Origin of the sequence: Actinoplanes sp. HUAS TT8 (assembly GCF_051380535.1) — a bacterium.
Classification (GTDB): Bacteria; Actinomycetota; Actinomycetes; order Mycobacteriales; family Micromonosporaceae; genus Actinoplanes.
The window spans coordinates 7,621,390-7,643,797 of sequence record NZ_CP195646.1 but is presented as its reverse complement, the minus strand read 5'-3'; the positions used below and the strand labels follow the sequence as shown (position 1 = coordinate 7,643,797).

24 protein-coding genes, 1 tRNA gene and 1 other RNA gene are annotated in these 22,408 nt (G+C 70.2%); 18 read left to right on the top strand and 8 right to left on the bottom strand.

Annotated elements, in window-relative coordinates; translation table 11 throughout:
* The first annotated feature begins 28 nt into the window (after window positions 1–28).
* A tRNA-Val gene (locus ACSHV8_RS33655) sits at window positions 29–100 on the top strand.
* Between the two features lie 60 nt (window positions 101–160).
* On the opposite strand, the gene ACSHV8_RS33650 is transcribed toward ACSHV8_RS33655, so the two are convergent.
* Complete coding sequence (locus ACSHV8_RS33650; protein ID WP_436522414.1) at window positions 161–652, bottom strand: hypothetical protein; 492 nt, start codon at window positions 650–652, stop codon at window positions 161–163.
* 47 nt (window positions 653–699) lie between these two features.
* A complete protein-coding gene (locus ACSHV8_RS33645; protein WP_436522412.1) occupies window positions 700–1,239 on the bottom strand; it encodes a DUF402 domain-containing protein in 540 nt (179 codons plus the stop codon).
* A gap of 192 nt (window positions 1,240–1,431) precedes the next feature.
* On the opposite strand from ACSHV8_RS33645, the gene ACSHV8_RS33640 reads away from it, so the two are divergent.
* Window positions 1,432–2,271 (top strand): hypothetical protein, encoded by an 840-nt coding sequence (locus ACSHV8_RS33640; RefSeq protein WP_436522410.1) that lies wholly within the window; start codon window positions 1,432–1,434, stop codon window positions 2,269–2,271.
* A gap of 150 nt (window positions 2,272–2,421) precedes the next feature.
* Here the strand turns inward: ACSHV8_RS33640 and ACSHV8_RS33635 are convergent, their stop codons facing one another.
* Window positions 2,422–3,075, bottom strand: coding sequence for a bifunctional DNA primase/polymerase (locus ACSHV8_RS33635; RefSeq protein ID WP_436522408.1), 654 nt, complete (start codon window positions 3,073–3,075; stop codon window positions 2,422–2,424).
* A 222-nt stretch (window positions 3,076–3,297) separates the two neighbouring features.
* Between ACSHV8_RS33635 and ACSHV8_RS33630 the strand changes: the two genes are divergently transcribed.
* The 6 genes from ACSHV8_RS33630 (at window position 3,298) to ACSHV8_RS33605 (ending at window position 9,183) form a co-directional block, all read left to right on the top strand.
* On the top strand, window positions 3,298–4,524 hold the full coding sequence (locus tag ACSHV8_RS33630) for a helix-turn-helix domain-containing protein (RefSeq protein WP_436522407.1): 1,227 nt from the start codon (window positions 3,298–3,300) through the stop codon (window positions 4,522–4,524).
* 16 nt (window positions 4,525–4,540) lie between these two features.
* Window positions 4,541–5,125, top strand: a complete 585-nt coding sequence (locus tag ACSHV8_RS33625) for a flavoprotein (protein WP_436537018.1) — start codon at window positions 4,541–4,543, stop codon at window positions 5,123–5,125.
* Between the two features lie 19 nt (window positions 5,126–5,144).
* A complete protein-coding gene (locus ACSHV8_RS33620) occupies window positions 5,145–5,993 on the top strand; it encodes a Nif3-like dinuclear metal center hexameric protein (protein WP_436522405.1) in 849 nt (282 codons plus the stop codon).
* A complete protein-coding gene (locus ACSHV8_RS33615; RefSeq protein ID WP_436522403.1) occupies window positions 5,990–6,724 on the top strand; it encodes a zinc ribbon domain-containing protein in 735 nt (244 codons plus the stop codon). The genes ACSHV8_RS33620 and ACSHV8_RS33615 overlap by 4 nt, the downstream gene beginning before the upstream one ends.
* On the top strand, window positions 6,721–7,821 hold the full coding sequence (locus ACSHV8_RS33610) for a bifunctional RNase H/acid phosphatase (protein ID WP_436522401.1): 1,101 nt from the start codon (window positions 6,721–6,723) through the stop codon (window positions 7,819–7,821). Before ACSHV8_RS33615 ends, ACSHV8_RS33610 begins: the two co-directional genes overlap by 4 nt.
* Window positions 7,822–7,902: 81 nt before the next feature.
* The gene (locus ACSHV8_RS33605) at window positions 7,903–9,183 is read left to right on the top strand and encodes a glycoside hydrolase family 18 protein (RefSeq protein WP_436522399.1); all 1,281 of its coding nucleotides are present in this window, start codon (window positions 7,903–7,905) and stop codon (window positions 9,181–9,183) included.
* A 40-nt stretch (window positions 9,184–9,223) separates the two neighbouring features.
* On the opposite strand, the gene ACSHV8_RS33600 is transcribed toward ACSHV8_RS33605, so the two are convergent.
* A complete protein-coding gene (locus tag ACSHV8_RS33600) occupies window positions 9,224–9,559 on the bottom strand; it encodes a hypothetical protein (RefSeq protein WP_436522397.1) in 336 nt (111 codons plus the stop codon).
* Between the two features lie 281 nt (window positions 9,560–9,840).
* Here ACSHV8_RS33600 and ACSHV8_RS33595 point away from each other — a divergent pair, with 281 nt between their 5' ends.
* The 3 genes from ACSHV8_RS33595 (at window position 9,841) to ACSHV8_RS33585 (ending at window position 12,750) form a co-directional block, all read left to right on the top strand.
* On the top strand, window positions 9,841–10,059 hold the full coding sequence (locus ACSHV8_RS33595; protein WP_436522395.1) for a DUF3311 domain-containing protein: 219 nt from the start codon (window positions 9,841–9,843) through the stop codon (window positions 10,057–10,059).
* Window positions 10,060–10,132: 73 nt separating this feature from the next.
* On the top strand, window positions 10,133–11,779 hold the full coding sequence (mctP, locus tag ACSHV8_RS33590; protein ID WP_436522393.1) for a monocarboxylate uptake permease MctP: 1,647 nt from the start codon (window positions 10,133–10,135) through the stop codon (window positions 11,777–11,779).
* A gap of 263 nt (window positions 11,780–12,042) precedes the next feature.
* Window positions 12,043–12,750, top strand: a complete 708-nt coding sequence (locus ACSHV8_RS33585) for a DUF2637 domain-containing protein (protein ID WP_436522391.1) — start codon at window positions 12,043–12,045, stop codon at window positions 12,748–12,750.
* 213 nt (window positions 12,751–12,963) lie between these two features.
* On the opposite strand, the gene rnpB is transcribed toward ACSHV8_RS33585, so the two are convergent.
* Window positions 12,964–13,358, bottom strand: an RNA gene (gene rnpB, locus ACSHV8_RS33580) — RNase P RNA component class A.
* Between the two features lie 584 nt (window positions 13,359–13,942).
* Between rnpB and ACSHV8_RS33575 the strand changes: the two genes are divergently transcribed.
* Window positions 13,943–14,707: a sulfite exporter TauE/SafE family protein gene (locus ACSHV8_RS33575; protein ID WP_436522389.1), complete on the top strand. Its 765-nt coding sequence runs from the start codon at window positions 13,943–13,945 to the stop codon at window positions 14,705–14,707.
* A gap of 77 nt (window positions 14,708–14,784) precedes the next feature.
* Here ACSHV8_RS33575 and ACSHV8_RS33570 read toward each other — a convergent pair whose 3' ends face one another.
* A complete protein-coding gene (locus ACSHV8_RS33570; RefSeq protein WP_436522387.1) occupies window positions 14,785–15,219 on the bottom strand; it encodes a toll/interleukin-1 receptor domain-containing protein in 435 nt (144 codons plus the stop codon).
* A 150-nt stretch (window positions 15,220–15,369) separates the two neighbouring features.
* Here ACSHV8_RS33570 and ACSHV8_RS33565 point away from each other — a divergent pair, with 150 nt between their 5' ends.
* The 4 genes from ACSHV8_RS33565 to ACSHV8_RS33550 are packed head-to-tail and all read left to right on the top strand — an operon-like array spanning window position 15,370 to window position 19,113.
* Window positions 15,370–16,428, top strand: a complete 1,059-nt coding sequence (locus tag ACSHV8_RS33565; RefSeq protein WP_436522385.1) for a type I glyceraldehyde-3-phosphate dehydrogenase — start codon at window positions 15,370–15,372, stop codon at window positions 16,426–16,428.
* A 10-nt stretch (window positions 16,429–16,438) separates the two neighbouring features.
* Window positions 16,439–17,329 (top strand): serine/threonine dehydratase, encoded by an 891-nt coding sequence (locus tag ACSHV8_RS33560; RefSeq protein ID WP_436522383.1) that lies wholly within the window; start codon window positions 16,439–16,441, stop codon window positions 17,327–17,329.
* Between the two features lie 28 nt (window positions 17,330–17,357).
* Entirely contained in the window at window positions 17,358–18,641 is a 1,284-nt protein-coding gene (locus ACSHV8_RS33555) for a hypothetical protein (RefSeq protein ID WP_436522381.1), read from the top strand.
* Entirely contained in the window at window positions 18,532–19,113 is a 582-nt protein-coding gene (locus ACSHV8_RS33550) for a M15 family metallopeptidase (protein WP_436522379.1), read from the top strand. The genes ACSHV8_RS33555 and ACSHV8_RS33550 overlap by 110 nt, the downstream gene beginning before the upstream one ends.
* 80 nt (window positions 19,114–19,193) lie before the next feature.
* On the opposite strand, the gene ACSHV8_RS33545 is transcribed toward ACSHV8_RS33550, so the two are convergent.
* Window positions 19,194–19,985, bottom strand: coding sequence for a class I SAM-dependent methyltransferase (locus ACSHV8_RS33545; protein WP_436522377.1), 792 nt, complete (start codon window positions 19,983–19,985; stop codon window positions 19,194–19,196).
* Between the two features lie 102 nt (window positions 19,986–20,087).
* Between ACSHV8_RS33545 and ACSHV8_RS33540 the strand changes: the two genes are divergently transcribed.
* Together ACSHV8_RS33540 and ACSHV8_RS33535 are read left to right on the top strand one after the other, a co-directional pair.
* Window positions 20,088–21,113: an aspartate-semialdehyde dehydrogenase gene (locus tag ACSHV8_RS33540; RefSeq protein WP_436522375.1), complete on the top strand. Its 1,026-nt coding sequence runs from the start codon at window positions 20,088–20,090 to the stop codon at window positions 21,111–21,113.
* 283 nt (window positions 21,114–21,396) lie between these two features.
* Complete coding sequence (locus ACSHV8_RS33535; RefSeq protein ID WP_436522373.1) at window positions 21,397–21,603, top strand: hypothetical protein; 207 nt, start codon at window positions 21,397–21,399, stop codon at window positions 21,601–21,603.
* Window positions 21,604–21,654: 51 nt separating this feature from the next.
* Here the strand turns inward: ACSHV8_RS33535 and ACSHV8_RS33530 are convergent, their stop codons facing one another.
* Window positions 21,655–22,389, bottom strand: coding sequence for a hypothetical protein (locus ACSHV8_RS33530; protein ID WP_436522371.1), 735 nt, complete (start codon window positions 22,387–22,389; stop codon window positions 21,655–21,657).
* Window positions 22,390–22,408: the final 19 nt, after the last annotated feature.

Genomic DNA, 22,408 nt, shown 5'->3' with positions numbered 1-22,408 from the left:
GATGACCACTCCGGCGCCAGCCGCAGCCGGGCGCGTAGCTCAGTGGGAGAGCACTCGCCTTACAAGCGAGGGGTCGTAGGTTCGAAACCTACCGCGCCCACCGGCACCAGGCCCCGGCCCGCGCCAGCGCGAGCCGGGGCCTTTCCACGCTCGCCGCGGGTCACGCGGCCACGGGCGGATCAGCTGCGGGCGGGCGCCAGCGGCCACCGGGCGGGATCTCGCCGAGGTGCTCCAGCCGGGACCGGATGCCGCCGGTGGTGCGGCCGAACTCGGCGGCCAGCTCGGCCTGGCCGGCGCCCTCGCGATAACGGGCCCGGACCCGCTCGTCGTCGGCCGGAGCCCACCGGGCGCCGTGGTTGGGCGCGCGGCCGCGCTGGGCCGGCGCGGGCGCGGTGCCCGGGCCCTGGACGCCGGTCATCGCCATCAGGCCGGTCAGGGTGGAGGCGAGCACCTCGGTCAGGCCGGCCAGGTCGCCGGGGGCGAGGCTGCCGCTGATCTCGCTGACCACGTGGCCGTCGCCGTCGCTGCTCACGATGCAGAGGTCGAGCCGCTGATCCTCGGTGGGGAAGACGGTGACCTGATAATCGGTCCCGCCGAGCAGGAGCCGCCGGTCGAGGGTGATCGGGGAGTCGCGTAGTGCCGTGTCAGTCATGGGCCCGACGCTAGGGCCACCCCCTGACAATTTTCCGCTCGCGCCGGTCAGCGCAGGCGCGGCCAGCGGTGGGCCGGTCCGGTGACCCGGGCCAGCCACGGACGGTACCGCCCGGCGAAGGGCTCGGCGCCGCCGCCCAGCGCGGCCTGGAGCTCGGCCGCCGCCCCGGTGGCGGCCGCCACCACGTCGTCCGGGTAGCCGAAGCGGATCGTGTGCTCGGCGAACTCGTCCTCGTCGTCGATCACCACCCGGCCGCCGGCCCGCATCCGGATCACGTCGAGGTCCAGGTCGACCACGGTGAACTCGGCCGGCCGGGTGCGCCGGGCCGGGGTGATCACGTCACAGTAGATCTCCGAGCGGCTCGGCTCGGCCGAGAACATCGCCATCCACCAGGTGTCCCGGGGGATCAGCCGGACCGAGTCCGAGCTCGTCCAGGAGACCCGCCGCAGGCCGTAGCTGTAGCGGACCATCGTGCCGCGCGGGGTGCCGATCCAGGTGCCGAACTCGTCCTCACCGAGGAGGCTCCCGGTGACCCGGCGGTGCGGCCGGCCGTCGTACTTGCGTAACACCAGGTCGACCGCATCCACGCCCGCGACGCTAGCGCAGCCTCGCATCCCGGGCTGCACCGGCGACGCAACCGGACGGGGCTCAACCGGGGCCGCCCGGCACCGATTCAACTGTTGCTCGCGGGGAGAACCCCCGCGGTGGGCGGGTCCGGCCGGTGTCCCCTCGGCGGTTCGGACCCGCCCGGAAGATCGGCGGAGGGCGAGGGCGACGCGGTGAGCACGGATCTTCACATCGGCGCCGACGCGGAGAAGGTCGTGGTCGCGGCGCGGACGGTGCGCACGCGGACCGGGCGCGCCCGCTACCGCCGTACGGGATCAATTGTCGCAGCCGTGCCCAGGCCGCCTTCCGGACGTGGCCGCGAGGTCCGGCTGGCCTCGGCCAGCCGGCTCGCCCTGGGGCTCCTGTTCGCCTCCGCGGTCCTCACCGCCACCGGGCTGGCCTGGTGGTTCCCGATCGTCCTGAGTGCCGGCCTGCTCGCCTGGTCGTGGCGCCGGCAGGCCCGGGCGGCCCAGCCGGCCGCGTTCGTGGCGCCGCGTGACGCCGAGGCCCGGGTGCTCTGGACCGAGCCGGAGCGGGAGGCGTTCGCGCGGGCTCTGGACGCGTCGCACCGGGTCCGCCGGACCTGGCCGGCGCTGGGCGAGATGGTCGACCCGGGGCAGGCCGACCGTTCGCTCACGCGGGCCCTGGACGAGCTGGCCACGCTGCTGGAACGCCGTCAGGAGCTGCGCCGGGTGCGGGCCGGGCTGGAGTCGACGCACGACGCCGACATCCCGGCCGACAGTCCGGCCCGGCTGGCCGCGGACACCCAGTGGGACCGGGCGGACGAGCTGTGGCGGGAGACCGGCGCGGCGGCGAACCGGATCCTGCGGGCGGTCGACGCCGCGGCCCGGGCCGGTGAGAGCTTCATCCGGGAGCAGCAGGTGGCCGCGACCGCCCGGCACGCCGAGCGCGCGCTGGCCCGGGTCGGTGGCGTCCCGGCGGCCGAGAGCGGACCGGAACTGGCCGACCGGACGCAAGCGGTGATCACCGCGTACCGGGATCTCGTGGTCTGAAAAATTTCACTCATCCGCGTCATCCCTTCGGGTGACTCGCCGCATGCCGGTGGCCGGGATACCTTGTCGGATGACATGTGTTCTCATGCACACACCCGGCCATCGGCCGCCGGCCGCGATGGGGCGGCCGGCGGCGGACGTCTGTCCGATTCAGGCGGCGCGGCGCAGGGTGGAGAGCTGCCGCGGCACGATCGGGGTCCGGGGCGTCCGGGTCACCGATCGCGCCAGCATCGCCTGCACCCGTTCCGGGTCGGGCAGCGCCCAGTCCACCTGGCTCGGCGCGATCACCCAGCGGACCGGTCCCTCGACCATGCGGCTCGGTGGCGCCGGGATCCACGATCCCGTCCCGTGACGGACCACGTCGAGGCGCAGCTCGAGCTCGGCCCGGAGCGGGCACCCGGGCCGGACCAGGAACATCCATCGCCCGGCCGCGGTCACCGCGACCGGCCCGGCCGATTCCGCGTTCCGGTCCGCGGCCGGCCGGCCGAGCACGGCCGGCACCTCCAGCACGTCGAAGGCGTCGCCGGTGGTGAGCAGCACGTTGTGCGGCCGGTGCCGCCACCATCGGCCGGTCCGGGCCGGATCGGTGGTGGCCGACTCGGCGAGGGAGTCGACGGCCGGATGGCATCCGGTGATCGGGCAGCCGGGGCGCCCGCAGTCGAACCGGGTGCCGGTGAGGTAGGAGCCGGGCGCCACCGCCCAGCCGTGCTCGGCGAAAGCCTGCGCGGCGCGGCGGAGACGGATTCGGTCGAGTCGATCGAGAAGCGACGGTGGGACGAACGGCTGACGGTTGGTCCACTGCATAGCCCAACTCCCCCGGAATCGAGAGGCCCGGCCGTATCCCATCGAGACGTTCATCGTTGGGCCGGTCAGATCCACCCTTTGCAACTTGCAAGAAAAACTACGAGCATCGGTGAGCAGGCGATCACACACGCTGTGCGATCTGTGCGCACGTGAGCGGTTCACACTGCAGGTCACCGGATGGCTCACCGGCGGAAAGGCCGCCGGGTGAGTGGGGGAGGCACCGTGGACGAGCTGCCGATCGGCCGCCGCGTCGCCTACTGGCGGGGCAGGCGCAAGATGTCTCAGCAGGTCTTCGCAGACCGGCTGGGCAAGAGCAAGAGCTGGGTCGACAAGGTGGAGCGTGGGGTCCGCCGACTCGACAAGTTCTCCGTGGTGTACGACATCGCGGACGTTCTCCAGGTCGATGTCCAGCTGTTGCTGGGCAAAGAGGTGGAGCGCAAGCCGGAGACGCAGAACTGTATCGACCAGGTAGAGGTCGAGGAGATTCGTGCGGCTCTGGAGCGTTATGACCAGATGAGTGCGTTCTTCCAGGCGGTGCCGCAATCACCGCCGCTCGCGGAGATGCACAAAGCGGTCAGCCACGCGTGGCTGACCTATCAGCACGCGAAGTACGGCGCGCTCGCGCGGGCACTGCCCAAGCTGCTGCGCGACGCGCAGGCCGCGGACAGCGCGCACGCCAACAGCGACCAGGCCAAGAGCGCCGCGCACCTGCTCGGGCAGGTCTACCAGATCGCCTCGTCGGCGCTGCGGAAGGTGGGCGAGCACGAGCTCTCCTGGCTCGCCGCGGACCGATCGATCGCGGTCTCCCAGCGGGCCGGCGACCAGCTGCTCGCCGGGCTGGCCAGCTATCGGGTGGGCAGCGCGCTGCTGGCCCTGGGCCGGGTCCGCCCGTCGCTCGAGGTCAACGTCAACATAGCCAATCGCCTGGCCCCCGGGCCGACGCGGCCCGAGGCCGAACAACTTTCGGTGTACGGGATGCTCCTGCTCAACGGCGCGATGTCGGCCTCGCGGATCGGGGACAGCGCCACCGTGCGCGACCTGCTCAGCGGTGCCGAGCAGGCCGCCATCGAGCTGGGTGGCGACTTCAACCACTACTGGACCTCGTTCGGGCCGACCAACGTGCAGCTGCACCGCTGCGCCACCGCGGTCGAGCTGGGCGACGGCCGTACGGCGGTGGAAGTGCACGACCGCATGGAGAAGGCAGGGTTCCACGCCCTGCTGCCGGAACGGCGGGCGCATCACTACCTGGACATCGCCCGCGGCTACACACAGATCGGCGACGTGGAGAAGGCCGGCGAGATGCTGCTGGAGGGCGACCGGCTCGCCCCCTCGGAGATCCGCTGCCGCCCGCTCGCCCACGAAGTCCTTTCCGACGTGCTGCGCCGGACGCGGGGCACGCCGCCGGCTCCGATCGCGGAGCTGGCCGAACAGATGGGAGTCGGCGTATGAGGTGGGTCCGCGCGTGATGACGGGTAACCCCTCACCCGGTGTGCTGTACGTCCTCGTGTGCGGCTCACCGATGGCCCGGGACGTCGGGATCCTCGTCAGCCTGGCCCAGCGTGACGGCTGGGAGGTCTGTGTGATCACGACTCCGGACGGCCGCAAGTTCGTCGACGTCGCGGCTCTGCAGGACCAGACCGGACATCCGGTGCGTACGGACTACAAGAGTCCCGGCGACCCGGACGTGCTGCCGCCCGCGGACGCGATGATCGTCGCGCCGGCCACGGTCAACACGGTCAACAAGTGGGCGGCCGGGATCACCGACACGCTCGTGCTCGGCCTGCTGGTCGAGGGGTACGGGTACGGCGTGCCCACCGCTGTCGTCCCGTACACGAACAAGGTCATGGCCCTGCACCCGTCGCTGCACGAGAGCCTGGCCAAGCTCCGGGACTGGGGTGTGCACGTCCTCTACGGGGAGGACGTGTGCCGGCTCGGCGGCCCCGGCCAGACCGACCGCTTCCGCGGGCAGTTCCCGTGGCGTCGTGCCCTGCAGGCGGTGAGCAACCCGATCACGGCCGGGAGCCGAGTCGAGCCTGGGGCGGTTTCCTAGCCGTATAGAGTTTCCGGTCGTGGACCCTGCCGTTGTACCTACCGTTCGCCAGGTGGTCGACGCGCTCGACGCGCGTTACCCGCGGAACTGGGCGGAGTCCTGGGACCGGGTCGGCCTGGTGCTCGGCGAGTTCGATCACGCCGTGGCCCGCGTCCTCTGCGTCGTGGACTGCGTCCCGGAGACCGTCGACCAGGCTCTCGCCGTCGGCGCCGATCTGATCGTCGCCCACCACCCGTTGCTGCTCAAGCCGGTGTCGTCGCTCGCCCCGGACACGTTCAAGGGGCGCAGCGTGCACCGGCTGATCCGCGCCGAGGTGGCCCTCTACACCGCGCACACCAACGCGGACGTCGCCAGTCCCGGTGTCTCCGACGCGCTCGCCGCGCGGCTCGGGCTGACCGGGCTGCGCCCGCTGGTGCCGGCCGAGGGTGCCGCCGCCGGTGGTGGCCGGGGTGCCGGCCGGATCGGTGAGCTGGCCGAGCCGCTCACCCTCGCGCAGCTCACCGCGTTCGCGGCCGAGCGCCTGCCGGCCACCACGGCCGGGGTGCGCGCCGCCGGGGATCCGGGGCGGTCGATCCGTACGGTGGCCGTCTGCGGCGGTGCCGGCGACTCCTTCCTGGCCGACGCGGCCCGCGCCGGCGTGGACGCGTATCTTTGCGCGGACCTGCGGCACCACCCGGCCGGTGAGCATCTCGCGAACGACGGCCCGGCGCTGCTCGACGCCGCGCACTGGGCGACCGAGCGCCCCTGGCTGGACGACGTGGCGGCCTGGCTGCGTACACAGTTCCCTGTCGATGTGGTGGTGTCCGACCTGGACACGGATCCCTGGACCGTTCATTCCGCCTCTGCGCTGAAGGAGAACCACTCGTGAAGGCCGCCCCGGAAGCCCAGCGCCGCCTGCTCGACCTGCAGGCCGTCGACACCGCGCTGGCCCAGCTCGCGCACCGCCGCAAGAGTCTGCCCGAGCTCGCCGAGATCGAGGCGGTGGCCCGGGAGATCTCCGCGCTGGAGGACGAGCGGATCCGCGCGCAGGTCGCGGTCGACGACCTGGACCGGGACATCTCCCGGTTCGAGAAGGACATCGACCAGGTCCGCCAGCGCAAGGCCAAGGACCAGCAGCAGCTGGACGCCGGCGGCTCGCTGAAGCAGGTCGAGGGCCTGCAGCACGAGCTGGCCACGCTGAACCGGCGGCAGTCCGAGCTGGAGGACGCCGAGCTCGAGCTGATGGAGCAGCGGGAGACCGCGGCCGCCGCGCTGGCCGACGTGCAGAAGCGGACCATCGCGGCCGGCGAGCGGCGCACGGACGCCGAGCGGCGGCGTGACGAGACGTCGGCCGAGATCGTCAAGGAGCAGGAGTTCAAGTCGGCGTCGCGCGGCCCGCTCGCCGCCGACCTGCCGGCCGACCTGGTCACCCTGTACGACAAGATCCGCGCCGACACCGGGATGGGGGCCGCGCTGGTCTACGCCGGTCGCTGCGGGGCGTGCCGGATCGAGCTGTACGGCGCCGACCTGAACCGGGTGAAGTCCGCCCCGGCCGACGAGGTGGTGCGCTGTGAGGAGTGCCGGCGGATCATGGTCCGTACGTCGGAGTCGGGTCTATGAGCGGTGACCTGCGGGTCGTCGTCGAGGCGGACGGCGGCTCGCGGGGCAATCCGGGCCCGGCCGGTTACGGCGCGGTGGTCCTGAACACCGACGGCGAGGTCCTGCTGGAGCGCTACGCCGCTCTCGGCACGACCACCAACAACGTCGCCGAGTATTCGGGGCTGATCGCCGGCCTGCGCGCGGCCGCCGAGCTGAACGCCACCCGGGTCGACGTCCGGATGGACTCCAAGCTGGTCATCGAGCAGATGTCCGGCCGCTGGCAGATCAAGAACCCGGGGCTGCGCCCGCTCGCCGCCGAGGCGGCCGGACTCGTCTCCAAGTTCCAGACGGTCACCTTCGACTGGATCCCGCGGGAACGCAACACGGCCGCCGACGCCCTGGCCAACCGGGCCATGGACGAGGCCGCGGGCAAGTTCACCGGCGACCGGGAACGGCCGGAGGTGCCGAAGCCGCGCTCGTGGGCGCCGCCGTCGCTGGACAACGCCACCCGGCTGATCCTGGTCCGGCACGGCGCGACCGCGATGACCGCGCAGGGCCGTTACTCGGGCCGGGGCGACGTGCCGCTGACCGACGAGGGCGAGGCCCAGGCGATGGCCGCGGCCGGCCGGGTGGCCGGGCTGTCCCGCGACGTCGGGGCGGTGCTGACCTCGCCGCTGGCCCGCTGCGTGCGGACCGCCGAGCTGATCGCGGCCGAGGTCGGCGCGGTGCCGGTGACGGTCATGGACGATCTGATCGAGTGCGACTTCGGGCTGTGGGAGGGCAAGACCTTCGCCGAGGTGCAGGAGGGCTGGCCGCGGGAGATGACCGCGTGGCTGGAGTCGACGAGCGTGGCCCCGCCGAAGGGGGAGTCGTTCCAGACGGTCGGCAAGCGGGTGCGTGGGGCGATGGCCAAGATCGTGCAGGCGTACCCGGGTCAGGTCGTCGTGGTCGTCTCGCACGTCTCGCCGATCAAGCTGATCCTGCGGGACGCGCTCGCGGCCGGGGATGCGTTCCTGCATCGGCTCTTTCTGGACGCAGCGGGCGTATCCACCATGGACATCTGGCCTGACGGCAACATCGCGGTCCGTTCCGTGAACGAGACTGCCCATCTTCGATAGAAAAGATTGACCCCCGTGGGGCGGGACGTTTAGTTTCCTCGATCAGGAAACGTTCTTAACCGTTTCGCCCTTGGGGGGCTCATGAAGGGTTTCACCCGTGGCCTCGTCGCGGCTGCCGCAGCCATGACGGCCGTCGTGGCCGGCGCTCCCGCGCCGGCATCTGCCACCACCAATTTCGTCAAGGTCGGATACTTCACGCAGTGGGGCATCTACGGCCGCGACTTCCAGCTGGCCAAGGTCCAGAAGTCCGGCGCGGCGGCCCGGCTCACCCACCTCAACTACGCCTTCGGACCGGTCACCGCCGACGGTGTCTGCGCCTCGGCCGACCCGTGGGCCGACTGGCAGACCCCGTTCTCGGACGCCAACAGTGTGGACGGTGTCGGTGACGTCGCCGGCCAGCCCATCGCCGGCAACCTCAACCAGCTCGCCGAGCTCAAGAAGAAGAACCCCAAGCTGCGCGTGCTGATCTCGCTCGGCGGCTGGAGCGGCTCGGCGTACTTCTCGGACGCGGCCCTGACCGACGCCTCCCGCAAGAAGCTCGTCTCGTCCTGCGTGGACCTCTGGATCAAGGGCAACCTGACCGGACTCACCGAGGGCGTCGGCGCCGGCATCTTCGACGGCATCGACCTGGACTGGGAGTGGCCCGGCTCGGACGGCAACGCCGGCAACGTCATCCGCCCCGAGGACAAGCAGAACTTCACCCTGCTCGCCGCCGAGTTCCGCGCCCAGCTCGACAAGCTCGGCCGGTCCACCCGCCGCCACTACGACCTGACCGCGTTCCTCCCGGCCGCCCCGGCGAAGATCGCCGCCGGCTTCGAGGTCTCCAAGATCTTCAAGTACCTCGACTTCGGCACCCTGCAGGGCTACGACTACCACGGCACCTGGGAGGCCCGGACCAACCAGCAGTCGGCCCTGCGCGTTCCGGCCGGCGCCCCCGACAACCCGGACTTCTCCGTCCAGAACACGGTCGACACGTGGCTCGCGGGCGGTGCCCCGCGCCAGAAGCTGGTCCTCGGCGTCCCCTACTACGGCCAGGGCTGGACCGGCGTCACCGGCACCGGCAACGGCCTCTTCCAGCCCGCCACCGGCCCGGCCCAGGGCGTCTTCGCCGCCGGCACCGAGGACTGGAAGACGCTCAAGAACCTCCCGGCCCAGGGTTACACCGTGCACCGGGATCTGCGGAACGGTCACGCCTGGCTCTTCAACGGCAACACCTTCTGGACGTACGACGATCCGGCCGTCCTCCTGCAGAAAACCCTCTACATCCGTACGCGCGGCCTGGGCGGCGCCATGATGTGGTCCCTCGACGGTGACGACACCAACGCCACCCTCACCAAGACGATCGCGCTCGGCCTGATCTGAGGTGTCCCCGGGCCACCGTCGGGTGGCCCGGGGACCGCTTTCAGCAGCTGATGACCTCGTAGTGGTTCCGGCCCTTGGTCCATTTCCATCCGCCGCTTCGGGACGGCTCGACCTCGATGCAGTACGAGGTCTCCTGGGAGATGAACGACCAGTTGTGGACCTTGAACCCGTGGGTCTTGCTCCGGCACCTGTTGGTCGCCATCAGTTTCTGCGTCCTGCCGATCAACGGCCTGCTGTGCGTGAACTCCAGGCATTCACTGACGTCCGGATCGGTGAACGACGCGGACGCCGGGGCCGCGAACCCGAGCACGAACACGGTGGCCGCGGCCAGGCTCAGAGCCGCCAGGCTGAGCCGGCGCTTTCCGGGAAAGGTCATGGGTCGCTCCTCAAACGCAGGTGAAGGGTGTCTCGGCCCGCACAGAATGGGTCGCCACCCGACCGGCCCGCAGTCCCTCGCCGGCGGTCACCCGTCCGGTCGACCTCGCCCGAGCGGGCACGCCGCGCTCACCAGGTAGGCGCCGATTCATGCTCATGGGTGGAAGCCTGGTGAGGCCGCTCGGCGCACGGCCGTGCCCGTTCGGCGCACGTTGATCGCCTTGGGGGCGACTGCCTCGTTAGCGTGACGGAAACCACACACGCTGTTGAGGGAGGCGGATCATGGCGGAGCCGGAATCCCCGCGTACCGATAGCAGTCCCTGGAACTGGTTGCTGGTGGTGCCGATCGTGGTGCCGCTGCTGACGTTCCTGTTCAACCATGACGGGCCGCGGCTCGGCGGCTTCCCGCTGTTCTACTGGCTGCAGTTCGCCTTCATCCTGCTCGGGGTGGGCACGACGTCGCTGGTCTACCAGATGACCAAGAAGCGGAGCCGGCAATGAGAGAGCCTGCGAACGAATCATCGGGCTCAGTATTCAACTCATGGCGACGCCGGAGCGCAGCGGAGGTGGCGCCATGAGCGACCACGTCACTGAGATCGTCGTCTTTGCGATCCTGTTCCTGCTGGTGAGCGGGATGGGGTTCGTGGCCGCGCGGTGGCGGGCGCCGCAGGACATGGCTCACCTGGACGAGTGGGGGCTGGGCGGGCGCAGCTTCGGGGGCTGGATCACCTGGTTCCTGGTCGGCGGGGACCTGTACACGGCGTACACGTTCGTCGCCGTCCCCGCGCTGATCTTCGGCGCCGGTGCGGCCGGGTTCTTCGCCGTGCCGTACACCGTGGTCATCTATCCCTTGTTCTTCCTGATCCTGGTCCGGCTCTGGTCGGTGTCGCACCGGCACGGGTTCGTGACGCCGGCCGACTTCGTGCGGACCCGGTACGACTCGCCGACGCTGGCCCTGCTGATCGCCATCACCGGGATCGTGGCGACCATGCCGTACATCGCCCTGCAGCTCGTGGGGATCGAGGCGGTGCTCAAGACGATGGGCGTGACCGGGGACAGTGCGATCGCCCGGCATCTGCCGATCATCATCGCGTTCGCGATCCTGGCCGCGTACACGTATCAGTCCGGGCTGCGGGCGCCGGCGTTGATCGCGTTCGTCAAGGACACCCTGATCTACATCGTGATCCTGGTCGCGGTGCTCTACCTGCCGTACAAATTGGGGGGTTGGGGGGCGATCTTCGAGGCGGCCGACAAGAAGTTCCAGGCCTCGCCGGCGCCGGGTGACGGGATCCTGCTGAACGGCAACAACCAGGTGCAGTACTTCACCCTGGCGCTCGGTTCGGCGCTGGCCCTGTTCCTCTACCCGCACAGCATCACCGGGGTGCTGGCCAGCAAGAACCGCAACGTGATCAAGCGGAACATGTCGGCGCTGCCCGCCTACAGTTTCCTGCTCGGCCTGATCGCGCTGCTCGGCTACATGGCGATCGCGGCCGGGGTGAAGCCGCTGGCCGGGGCCAAGGCCGGCAGTGTGGACAGCAACACGGTGGTGCCGTTGCTGTTCGACCTGCACTTCCCGGCCTGGTTCGCCGGGGTGGCATTCGCCGCGATCGGGATCGGGGCGCTGGTGCCGGCCGCGATCATGTCGATCGCCGCGGCCAACCTGTTCACCCGCAACATCTACAAGGAGTACCTGAAGCGGGACGCCAGCCCGGCCCAGGAGGCCAACGTCGCCAAGATCACCTCGCTGGTGGTGAAGGTCGGCGCGGTGGCGTTCATCGTCTTCCTGGACCCCCAGTTCTCCATCGACCTGCAGCTCATCGGCGGTGTGATCATCCTGCAGACGGCGCCCGCGGTGATCCTCGGCCTCTACGGCCGCTGGCTGCACCGGGGCGCGCTGATCGCCGGCTGGGCGGCCGGCATGATCCTGGCGTTCTGGATGCTCTGGCAGATCCCGAACGCGGCCACCGGCCGCAAGCACTTCGGCGGCTCGGCGTTCGCACTCTCCGAGTTCGGCCTCGACACCAAGAAGACGATCTACGTGGGGTTCGTGGCGGTGCTGGTCAACCTGGTGGTCGCCGTCCTCGTGACGTTCGTGCTGCGGGCCATGAAGACGCCCGAGGGCGTGGACGGGACGACCCGGGACGACTACTTCGCCGACGAGGGCGACCCGCGGATCGAACGGGAGACGACCACCGCGGTCGGCACAGCGTCTTCCACCTGACCGATTTCAATCATTTGCGCGTACGGCCGTGAGCACGCGCCGGCCCCGGTGGCGGGTGCGTGCTCACGCGGTTCGCGGGCGCTCCCGCTCGCCCGCCCCGGGGCGCGGGGGCGGGCGCTCCCGACGTACGCGAATCGGCGTTTGATTTTTATTGCGGACCTTGCGGTCCGTTGCGAACCTTGCCCCCGTTCGACCGATCTTCGGTAGCGTCTGGCCTGTTCTCCGAGGGTTCCTCGCATCCGAAGTGGCTGGGGAGGTTCGCGTTGCCGGCGCAGATGACGCTGACGCAGCAGTTCGCCGCCGAGTACGCCAAGGGTGCCGTGCCCGGCATGCTGAAGGCGATCCGGACCATCAAACGGGCCAACAACGGGATCCTGATGGGCGCGCTCGCGGCCAGCTATCTGCACCAGGGGCACTACCTGGTGAGCCTTGGCGCCGGGCTGTTCGCGTGGATCGTGCCGGCCGTTTTTGATCTGGCCATGGTCTCCATGCTGACGATCAGCCAGACCGCCGGAATGGCCCAGGACGCCCAGAAAGCGGCCCTCAAGGTCCTCGTCCTGGTCGTCAGCATCTCCGCCGCCGTGAACTTCGCCGCCCCCGGCCCGATCGGCCTGCGCGTCATCTTCGCCCTGGTCGTCGGCCTGGTCGCCGGCGTCGAATGGGTCGCCGCCAAGATCCGCCCAGACTTCGCGGCGATCGAGGCCCGCGAGATCGAGGCCGACATCCGCCCGGCCCGCCGCCTCGACCCCGAAGTCGCCCGCCGGCGGGCCGCGAAAGCCGCCGTCACCCGCCGCGCGAATCAGGCGGCCAAGGCGGCCGAGGACGTCGCCCGCTCCCGCTCCGCGAAATCCGCCCGCGCCCGCGCGACCAAGGACGTCCTCGAACAGGCGGAGCTGGAGGGGTTCTTCGCGGCCCAGCCGTATCAGCCGGGCTACCCGGAGGTGACCCAGCAGGTCCGGGTCCGGCAGTGATCCCGAGCCGGTCCAGCGCCGACCGGCGGACGTAGTGGAGAACGTCGCAGCCGAACGTTCCGTCCGGGTGCTGGACGCGGGGCACGCTGATCATGTTTCGGGCCGCTCACCAGCGGAGACGCGATGGGGCGCCGGCCGCCCGGCTTCACGCTCTGCCGACGATCGTCGACGACTGAGCCGGCGAGTGATCGGCGGTGTTGCGCGACAGGGCGGCGGACGAGTCGGCCTGTACGCCGGATTCTGTGGCCGGGGCCGGAGCCCCGGTGACGGCCATCCATCTCGGCCTGCCGTTGCCGACAGGCTCATGCGGCCTACCCGCAGGATCGGGCGAGCAGCCCTCGAACCCTGCGCCGGCCGTGGCCTTGCGGACACGACCTTGCTTGGCCTTGCTCCGGGTGGGGTTTACCGAGCCACCCCGGTCACCCGGGGTGCTGGTGAGCTCTTACCTCACCGTTTCACCCTTACCGGCGCGTGCGCCGGCGGTCTGTTCTCTGTGGCACTTTCCCGCGGGTCGCCCCGGGTTGCCGTTAACAACCACCCTGCTCTGCGGAGTCCGGACGTTCCTCGGCGGTGCCCGAAGACACCGACGCGGCCGCCCAGCCGACTCGTCCGTCGCGCCGCAATACTACGTCCTGGCCGGTGCGGCCCCGCGAACCCGGTGCACGTTTTGCTCCCACGCAAGCACCCCCGGCCGCCCCCAGAGCAAACAGCCATAGCCGCCAGCCAAGTGCCGCCAGCTGGCACTCACGGCTGCTTTCCCGCCCCCGGTGCAGCCGTCAGCGCCAGCTGAGACCGCTCGGCTGGTGCTGGCGGCTGTTTTTCGGCCCGAGACCAGCCGTCAGCGCCAGCTCGGGGTGCTCGGCTGGTGCTGGCGGCTGTTTTTCGGCCCGGGTACGACCGTCAGTGCCAGCTGGGACTGCTCGGCTGGTGGTGGTGGCTGTTTTTCGGCGCTGAGACGACCGTCAGCGCCAGCTGGGCGGATCGAGCTGGCACTGACGGCTCGTGCGGGTGATGGCTGGCCGTGCGCGGGACGGGAGCGGGCCGGAAAACCGGTGGGTGGGGAGCGAGAAGGGGGGAGAACGGTGGGTGGGGAGCGAGGTGAGGGTGGGAGGGAAGAGGGGAGGGGTGGGGGTGTGATGTCCGGTGGGAGGGGGCGACCGGGGACCGGGGACGCCGTAGGGTCGCTCGCATCATGGATCTGTCGCACATGCTGTTGCTGGTGGTCGCCGGTGTCGCGGCCGGCGGGGTGAACGCGATCGCCGGCGGCGGTTCGCTGATCACGTTCCCGAGTCTGATCGCGACCGGGCTGCCGTCCGTGGACGCGAACGTGACGAACTCGGTGTCGGTTTTCCCCGGTTATGTCTCCAGCGTGGCCGGGAGCCGCGCGGATCTTGCCGGTCAGGGCGGCCGGGTCCGGGCGGTGTTGCCGGCGGCGGTGGTCGGCAGTGTCGCCGGGTGTGTGTTGCTGCTGGTGACGCCGGGGCGGGTGTTCGAGGTCGTCGTGCCGTTCCTGGTGCTGGGGGCGGCGGCGACGCTGGCGTTCCAGGAGCGTCTGCGGGGGCTGGTGGGGCATCCGCGGGCGATGTCACCGCGCCGGGCGGCGGTGACGTTGCAGGTGGTGGTGTTCACCGGGGCGGTGTACGGCGGGTATTTCGGCGCCGCGCTCGGGGTGATGTACGTGGCCGCGCTGGCCCTGGTCCTGGACGAGCCGTTGAAGCGGATCAACGCGTTGAAGAATGTGCTGTCGGCGACCGTGGGCCTGATGACGGTGCTGGTGTTCGCGTTCTTCGCGGACGTGCACTGGGCGGCTGTGGCGACGCTGGCGCCGGCGACGGTGGTCGGCGGTTACGTCGGGGCGCGGGTGGCGCGGCGGCTGCCGGCTCGCGTCCTGAAGTACCTCATCGTGACGTTCGGCACCGTTATCGGTCTGATCCTGATGTACCGGGCATTCCGCTGAGGCGTCCGAAACCGGTCGGCCGTGGCGACTGATGATCTTCGTTACCCGGTGGGTTCGGAAATCAAACAGGCCCGCAATCACGACGTACGCGAAAAAGGGTTTTGCGGGCCGTCGACCACGGTCATCAGGATCTCCAGGGCCTCCTCCTCGTCCAGGTCGTGCAGGCTTTTGCAGTTCGCGGCGCGCAGTGCCGCGGGCGCCGGAACCGCGTCCAGGCGAAGCACCGTGAGGGTGGGAGTGACGGGCACCCGGGACCACTCGGATGCGGTTCCCCGGTGTTCGGCCGAGACAAGAATGATCACCGGGTCCGGGCCGGAAAGCGCGATCGATAGCCGATGAGCGAAGTCGACCCCGGCCGGGGCCATTTCCACGGCATGGCCCGCGGCCTGCAGTGATCTGTTGATCCACTGTGCCCAGACGGCGTCCGCGAGGGTGTAGGAGAGGAGTACGGGCACGTCTTCAGCATGCCGTAATGCATTCCACATTGGGCATCGGGCGTTGAAGGTGGTCACTCGACGGGTGTGACATTGTCATCCGTTGACGTGCAACTTGCACAACTCATAGTGTCGAACCCGTGACGCCTAGTGGACCCTTGTGCAAAACGGGGGTGTCCTTGGCGGACGGGGAGCACACAAAACAGCAACGTAGTCGAGGAGCGCTCGATGACTGTCGCGATCGGGATCAACGGCCTAGGGCGGATCGGTCGCAGCTTGACCCGAATCGTCGCGGCCGCACCGAATCCGGGCGTCTCGATCGCCGCGGTGAATGACATCGCGTCCACCGAGAAACTGGCGTACGGCCTGCGCCGGGACAGCATCCGGGGATCATTTCCCGGAACGGTGACCGCCCGCGGCGAGTACCTGGTGGTCAACGACCACGCCATCCGCACCTATCGCCACGAGCGGCCGGAGCGCATCCCGTGGGCCGACCACGGGGTGGAGGTGGTGATCGAGGCGACCGGCCGGTTCCGGGCCGGTGGCACCGCGCGGACCCACATCACCCACGGCGGCGCCCGCAAGGTGGTGATCAGTGCCTCGGCCGACGACCCGGACGCGTTCCTGGTCATCGGGGCCAACCACGCCAGCTACGACCCGGCGCTGCACGACGTGGTCTCGCCGGCCTCGTGCGGGGTGAACGCGCTGACCGTGATGGCCAAGGTGCTGCTCGACCGGTTCGGGCTGCGGTCGGTGAACACGTCGGTGATGCTGGCCACCCAGGGCTGGGGGCGGGTGCAGGACTCGCTGATCGGCGCCTCGCGCGACGATCCGCGGCTGGGCCGGGCCACCGGGGAGAGCATCATCCCGCACAACCACGTGGTCGGTGACCTGGTGCGGGTGGCGCTGCCGGAGATCGGCGAGATGCGCTACAGCTACTACTGCGTGCCGACACCGATCGGTTCGCTGGCCGAGTTGTCCGGCCAGACCGGGCGTCCGGTGTCGGTCGAGGAGGTCAACCGGGCGATGGCCGAGGCCGCGGCCGGGCCGCTGCGCGGCATTCTGGCGTACGACCCGGACCCGACCGTGTCGATCGACGTGAAGAACAATCCGGCGTCCTGCCTGTTCGACCCGTCCGGGACCCAGACCACGGCCGACGGCGGGGTGAAGGTGCGCGGCTGGTTCGACAACGAGTGGGGCTTCTCGAACCGATTACTCGACCTGGCCCGGTTGATCGGTGAGCTCTTACCGGTTCCGTCCGGACAGGTCAGCTGGAGCGTCGCCTAGATTTGTCGCCATGGTCAACCTTGCCGATGTGGAAGCGGCGGCCCGGCGCATCGACGGCCGGGTGCGGCGCACCCCGCTGTTCGAGGCCGAGCCCGGTCTGTGGTTCAAGCTGGAGTACCTGCAGCATGCAGGGTCGTTCAAGACCCGCGGCATGATGAACAAGATCCTCAGCAGTGAGATCCCGGCGGCCGGCATCGTCGCGGCCTCCGGCGGTAACGCGGGGCTGGCCGCGGCGTACGCGGCCCGCGAGCTGGGCGTGCCGGTCGAGGTGTTCGTGCCGGTGACCGCGCCGGTCGTCAAGGTCGAGAAGCTGGCGAAGCTGGGCGCGAAGGTGGTGCAGGTCGGCAACGAGTACGCGGAGGCTTACGCGGCCGCGCTGGAGCGCACCGACGCGATGTTCTTCCACGCGTACGACGACGCGGCCATGGTCGCGGGTAACGGCACGATAGGTCTTGAAATTTCCGAAATCTCGGACACGGTGCTCGTGGCCGTGGGTGGCGGCGGGTTGGTGGCCGGCGTCATCGCCGCCCTGCGGGACCGCGCCCGCATCGTCGCGGTGGAGCCGGTGAACGCGCAGGCGCTGCACGCGGCCCTGAAAGCCGGAAAACCGGTAGATGTCCGTGTCGAGGGTGTCGCGGCTGACGCACTCGGTGCCAGAAGGGTCGGGGACATCGCCTTCGACCTCGCCACCGACGCCAAGATCGACTCCATCCTGGTCGACGACGAGGCGATCATCCACGCCCGCCGCCGGCTCTGGGACGACTACCGCATCGCCGTCGAGCACGGCACCGCCGCCGCCTACGCCGCCCTGACCTCCGGCGCCTACCGCCCGGCCCCCGGCGAACGCGTCACCGTCCTGCTCTGCGGCGCCAACACGAATCCCGCCGATCTGGCCGGATAGGTCCTACGAACAGGGCACTCTCAGAAATGTGGCCGACGAGATCCAGTCCGTACATCAGTTCCGGCGCTTCGCCCTCGCCGTCTGCGCGATCGGCACCGTCATCCAGCTCGGCCTGACCGCGTACTACCTGGGCATGGGCCACAAGGCAGCGCCGCACCACCTGCCGGTCGGGCTGGTCGCCAGCGCCGACCAGCGGGCCGAGGTGGTCAGCACGCTCGAATCCGGCGGCCGGTTCGCGGTGGGCGACTTCACCTCGGCCGACGCGCTGACCACCGCGATCAAACGCCGCGAGGTGTACGGCGGGGTCGACCTCACCGGCACCGCCCCGCACCTCTACGTCGCCGGTGCGGCCGGCCCGGCCGCCGCGAGCCTGCTGCGCAGCACGTACACCGCGGTCCTGCAGCAGCGCACCGCGACCCAGGTGGCGGCGCTGGCCAAGGCCGGCGACCAGGTCGCGGTCGCCACGGTCCAGGCGCTGACCGCCGCACCGCAGGTGACCGACGTGGTGCCGCTGCCCAGCGACGACGTGAACGGGGTGTCGCTGGGCTTCCTCACCCAGGCGCTGTCGCTGGGCGGGACGATCGCGTCGATGGGGCTCGGGCGGTTGATCCCCCGTACGCGAAGAAGCTGGTGCCGCGGAGTCGCGCATCTCTCGACACTGATCCTGTACGCGGTCGGTTCCGCGGCCGCGATCCTGTGGTCGATGAGCTGGTTCGGGATCGGCAGCCACGCCGACAAGTGGGAGATGCTCGGCATCTTCTCGCTGATCTCGCTGGCCGTGACCGGTTCGACAGCCGGCGCGGTGGCGCTGGTCGGTCCGGCCGGCGCCGCGGTCGGCGCGTTCTACTTCATGATCGGCACGGTGATCTCCGGGGCCAGCATCCTGCCCGAGTTCCTGCCCGCGTTCGGGCGGCATCTCGGCGAGAACCTGCCGACCGGCGCCGGCGTCCAGGCGATCCGGCAGGACCTGTACTTCCCGGAAGCGCCGATCGGCGGACACATGGGGGTGCTCGCCGCGTACGCGATCGTCGGTTGTCTGCTCGTCCTGATCACCAACGTGATGCCGAACCGGAAGGACGGGAAATCCGAGGTCGATCTGGATCTGACCGTGCGTCTCGAAGGGGTTCCCGCGGAGAGTTTTTCCCGGAGCAACTCAGATTTCCGTGGCCACGCCGAACCAGTAGAGCGTGGGAATCGAGGGAGTGAACGCACGCATCGCGAACATCCAGAGCCGGATCATCGCGCTGCAGACTCAGCAGGCCACCACAGCGACGACCGCGGCCCGGACGTCGGAGCCGGGCAGCAGCAGTAGCACCGCGTTCGCGAGCCAGCTCCAAGGCGCGATCGCGGCGCAGAACAGCCCGGAAACCTACAAACTCAACAGCAAGGGCATTCCCGAGGACCTGGCCGCGTACGGCAACGGCCGGATCCCGGCATCCGCGCTCGAACAGGTCGGCGACACCCGCCACAAACTGTGGGCGCCCGCCGCGGAACGCCTCACCCAGCTCATCGCCGACGCCAAGCGCGACGGCGTGAACATCGGCATCACCGACTCGTACCGCCCCATCGAGGAACAGGTCGACCTGGCCCGCCGCAAGGGCCTCTACTCACAGGGCGGCCTGGCCGCCAAGCCCGGCACCAGCGAACACGGCTGGGGCATGGCCACCGACCTCGCCCTCAACCCCGAGGCGTTGTCGTGGATGCGCAAGAACGCCGATCGCTACGGCTTCGTCGAGAACGTCAAGCGCGAGAGCTGGCACTGGGCGTTCCGCCCCAACACCTGACGCGAGCGATGCGGGACCCCGGCGGTTGCCGCGCGGTCCTGCATCGCTTCCTTTTCCAGAGCCTTTCGCCGTACGGCCGGTCAGGCGCGAGCCAGGATCTCGCCGTGCGGGATGGTGAACCAGCCGTCGGGGGACTCGGACCACTCGCGCCAGCCGGCCGACAGGCGGTCGAGGTCGGCCTGGGTGGCCGCGCCGGTGCTCAGGGCCGTGGCCGCCATGTCGGACTTCAGGATGCGGTCGGCCCACATGCCGCCCCACCAGGCGCGGTCCTCGTCGTCGGCGAAGCACCAGATGCTCGCGGTGGTGGTCACGTCGGTGAAGCCGGCGGCCCGGGCCCAGGAGAGCATCCGCCGGCCGGCGTCCGGTTCGCCGCCGTTGCCGCGGGCGATGCGCCGGTAGAGGGCCAGCCACTCGTCCAGCTCGGGCAGCAGCGGGAACCAGGTGAAGCCGGCGTAGTCGCTGTCGCGGGCGGCGACCAGGCCGCCGGGCCGGGTGACGCGGCGCATCTCGCGCAGCGCGGCGACCGGGTCGGTCACGTGCTGCAGGACCTGGTGGGCGTGGACCACGTCGAAGCTGTCGTCGGGGAAGTCGAGGGCGTGGACGTCGCCGGTGGCGAAGTCGACGTTGGTCAGGCCGCGGCGGCCGATCTCGGCGCGGGCCAGGTCCAGCGCGTCGTCGGTGCGTTCCAGCGCGGTGACGTGTGTGACCAGTGTCGCCAGGTCGGCCGTGATGGTGCCGGGGCCGCATCCGACGTCCAGCAGGGTGAATCCGGAGGAAAGACGCGGCAGCAGGTACGCCGCCGAATTCTCTGCGGTGCGCCAGCGGTGTGAGCGCAAGACCGACTCGTGGTGCCCGTGGGTATACGTCGCCATGCCTTCGAAGCTAGACCTGTCGTCCAGAAATATGGGACAGGTATCCCACATAATGAACAAGACGATTTCTTGGTACGCAGTTCAGGCCGTATTTTGGTCGTCATGAGGATCGGCATCGTCGGCGCGACGGGACAGGTCGGTGGCGTCATGCGCCGCATCCTGGCCGAGCGCGCTTTCCCGGTAAGTGAGCTTCGGCTCTTCGCCTCCGCGCGCTCCGCGGGCCGCACCCTGCCCTGGGGCAGCGGCGAGGTCACCGTCGAGGACGCGGCCACCGCGGACTACAACGGCCTGGACATCGTGCTCTTCTCGGCCGGCAAGGGCGGCTCGAAGGAGTACGCGCCCCGCGTCGCCGAGGCCGGCGCCGTCATCGTCGACAACTCGTCAGCCTGGCGGATGGACCCGGACGTCCCGCTCGTCGTCGCCGAGGTGAACCCGGACGCGGCCAAGGTGCGGCCCAAGGGCATCATCGCCAACCCGAACTGCACGACCATGGCCGCGATGCCGGTGCTCCGGCCGCTGCACGACGACGCCGGTCTGGTGTCGTTCATCGCCACCACCTACCAGGCCGTCGGCGGGGCCGGGCTGGCCGGCGCGGCCGAGCTCGACGAGCAGATCAAGAAGGTCGCCGACCGGGCCCTCGAACTCGTCCACGACGGGTCCGCCGTGGAGTTCCCGGAGTCCAAGGTGTTCCCGAAGCCGATCGCGTTCAACGTGATCCCGCAGGCCGGCTCGTTCGTCGACGACGGCAGCTTCGAGACCGACGAGGAGCAGAAGCTCCGCAACGAGAGCCGCAAGATCCTCGGCCTGCCCGAGCTGCTGGTCTCCGGGACGTGCGTGCGCGTGCCGGTCTTCACCGGGCACTCCATCCAGGTCAACGCGCGGTTCGCCCGCCCGCTGTCACCGGCCCGCGCGCAGGAACTGCTCGCGTCCGCGCCCGGGGTCGAACTGTCCGAGGTGCCGACCCCGCTGCAGGCGGCCGGCCGCGACCCGTCGTACGTGGGCCGCTTCCGCGTGGACCCGACCGCGGAGAACGGGCTGGCGTTCTTCATCTCGAACGACAACCTGCGCAAGGGTGCCGCGCTGAACGCGGTGCAGATCGCCGAACTGGTCGCCGCCGAACTGAGCTGATCCTTTCGTCGCACCGCCGCCCCGGCCGCCGTTTCGCGGCCGGGGCGGCTTTGTTTTCGCCCCCCAGCAGGCGTTCATCGAGGTCGCTGAGCCGCTGATCGAGGTCGCTGCGGCACCCATCGAGGTCTCTGTGGTGTGAATGCGAGGGGGAAGCCGGGCGAATTGACCGGGTGGCTCGTTCCGATGAGGTATGACGGTCAATCCTCTCGGCTCCACAATGGAAATCTGGGGCATTTTGCCCGAATCGGTAGCGCATGGTCGTTTTTAGTTGCAGAGTGATGGAATGAACGACAGTGGGCTCGGCGGGGCGGGCTACTTCTGGTGCCTTCGACACCACCGGGTCGAGAACGGCGACGACGTGTGTCCCGCCCAATACCGGCTCGGCCCGTTCGCCACGGCTGACGAAGCGACGCGGGCCCTCGAAACGGTCGAGAAGCGCAATGCCGAGTGGGACGCCGACGACGCCCGCTGGACCGGGGAGAGCAATTAGACCGTCAGCTCGCTCCATGTCCGACCCTTCCCGGTGCCGACGTGCCCGCAGTCATTCGCAAGGAGGAAACACCCCGATGCCCCCTGCCAAGAAGGCACCGATCAGACCCGCCGCCTCCGGCGCAGAATCAAAACCGGTTTCCCGTACGGCGAAACGCGCGGCCGTGAGTGCCCGCCCGGCGCCGACCGGAACGGGCAGATCCGAGGCCACTGGTCGGACCGCGTCGAACGGGGTGGCCAAAGCGGCCGGTAGTGCCGCGACCAGGAGTGGGACCGGGCGGACGCCCGCGCCGCGGGTGAGCGCGTCGAAGACGGCAGCGGTGGGACGTGCCGCCGCGAAAGTGGGGAGTGGAGTCGCGGTGGCGGCGAAAGCAAAGGTTCCGGCGGGCGTGACGGCTCGGATTGCCGGTGGGAAAACGGCCCCGGCGAAGCCGGCGACGGTGAAGCAGAGCGCGACAGTGAAGAAGGCCGTGGCGAAGCCGGCCGCGGCCAAGGCGGCGCCGGCCAGGTCCGCGGCGCCCAAGACTGCGGCGTCCAAGCCCGCGCCGGTCAAGTCGGCGGCGTCCAGGACTGTCGCGTCGAAGACGGCTGCGTCCAAGACCGTGGCGGCCAGGAGCGTCGCTCCGAAGAGCGCTGCTTCGAAGACCGCGGCGGCGAAGAGCGTTGCCTCGAAGCCTGCGGTCGCGAAGAGTGCTGCTGCGAAGGCTGTGGCCGCGAAGGCTGTGACTTCGAAAGCGTCGGCCAAGGCCGCGGGGTCTCGGGCGGTCGCGGCGGGGAAGGTTCCCACGGCTCGGTCCGGGGCCTCG

Excerpts from the sequence above, each read along its gene's own strand:
- mctP (WP_436522393.1), top strand. The coding sequence starts at position 10,133 with ATGAGCGACCACGTCACTGAGATCGTCGTCTTTGCGATCCTGTTCCTG.
- ACSHV8_RS33565 (WP_436522385.1), top strand. The coding sequence starts at position 15,370 with ATGACTGTCGCGATCGGGATCAACGGCCTAGGGCGGATCGGTCGCAGC.
- ACSHV8_RS33635 (WP_436522408.1), bottom strand. The coding sequence starts at position 3,075 with ATGCAGTGGACCAACCGTCAGCCGTTCGTCCCACCGTCGCTTCTCGAT.
- ACSHV8_RS33535 (WP_436522373.1), top strand. The coding sequence starts at position 21,397 with ATGAACGACAGTGGGCTCGGCGGGGCGGGCTACTTCTGGTGCCTTCGA.
- ACSHV8_RS33595 (WP_436522395.1), top strand. The coding sequence starts at position 9,841 with ATGGCGGAGCCGGAATCCCCGCGTACCGATAGCAGTCCCTGGAACTGG.
- ACSHV8_RS33540 (WP_436522375.1), top strand. The coding sequence starts at position 20,088 with ATGAGGATCGGCATCGTCGGCGCGACGGGACAGGTCGGTGGCGTCATG.
- ACSHV8_RS33575 (WP_436522389.1), top strand. The coding sequence starts at position 13,943 with ATGGATCTGTCGCACATGCTGTTGCTGGTGGTCGCCGGTGTCGCGGCC.
- ACSHV8_RS33625 (WP_436537018.1), top strand. The coding sequence starts at position 4,541 with ATGACGGGTAACCCCTCACCCGGTGTGCTGTACGTCCTCGTGTGCGGC.
- ACSHV8_RS33600 (WP_436522397.1), bottom strand. The coding sequence starts at position 9,559 with ATGACCTTTCCCGGAAAGCGCCGGCTCAGCCTGGCGGCTCTGAGCCTG.
- ACSHV8_RS33610 (WP_436522401.1), top strand. The coding sequence starts at position 6,721 with ATGAGCGGTGACCTGCGGGTCGTCGTCGAGGCGGACGGCGGCTCGCGG.
- ACSHV8_RS33605 (WP_436522399.1), top strand. The coding sequence starts at position 7,903 with ATGAAGGGTTTCACCCGTGGCCTCGTCGCGGCTGCCGCAGCCATGACG.
- ACSHV8_RS33560 (WP_436522383.1), top strand. The coding sequence starts at position 16,439 with ATGGTCAACCTTGCCGATGTGGAAGCGGCGGCCCGGCGCATCGACGGC.
- ACSHV8_RS33650 (WP_436522414.1), bottom strand. The coding sequence starts at position 652 with ATGACTGACACGGCACTACGCGACTCCCCGATCACCCTCGACCGGCGG.
- ACSHV8_RS33545 (WP_436522377.1), bottom strand. The coding sequence starts at position 19,985 with ATGGCGACGTATACCCACGGGCACCACGAGTCGGTCTTGCGCTCACAC.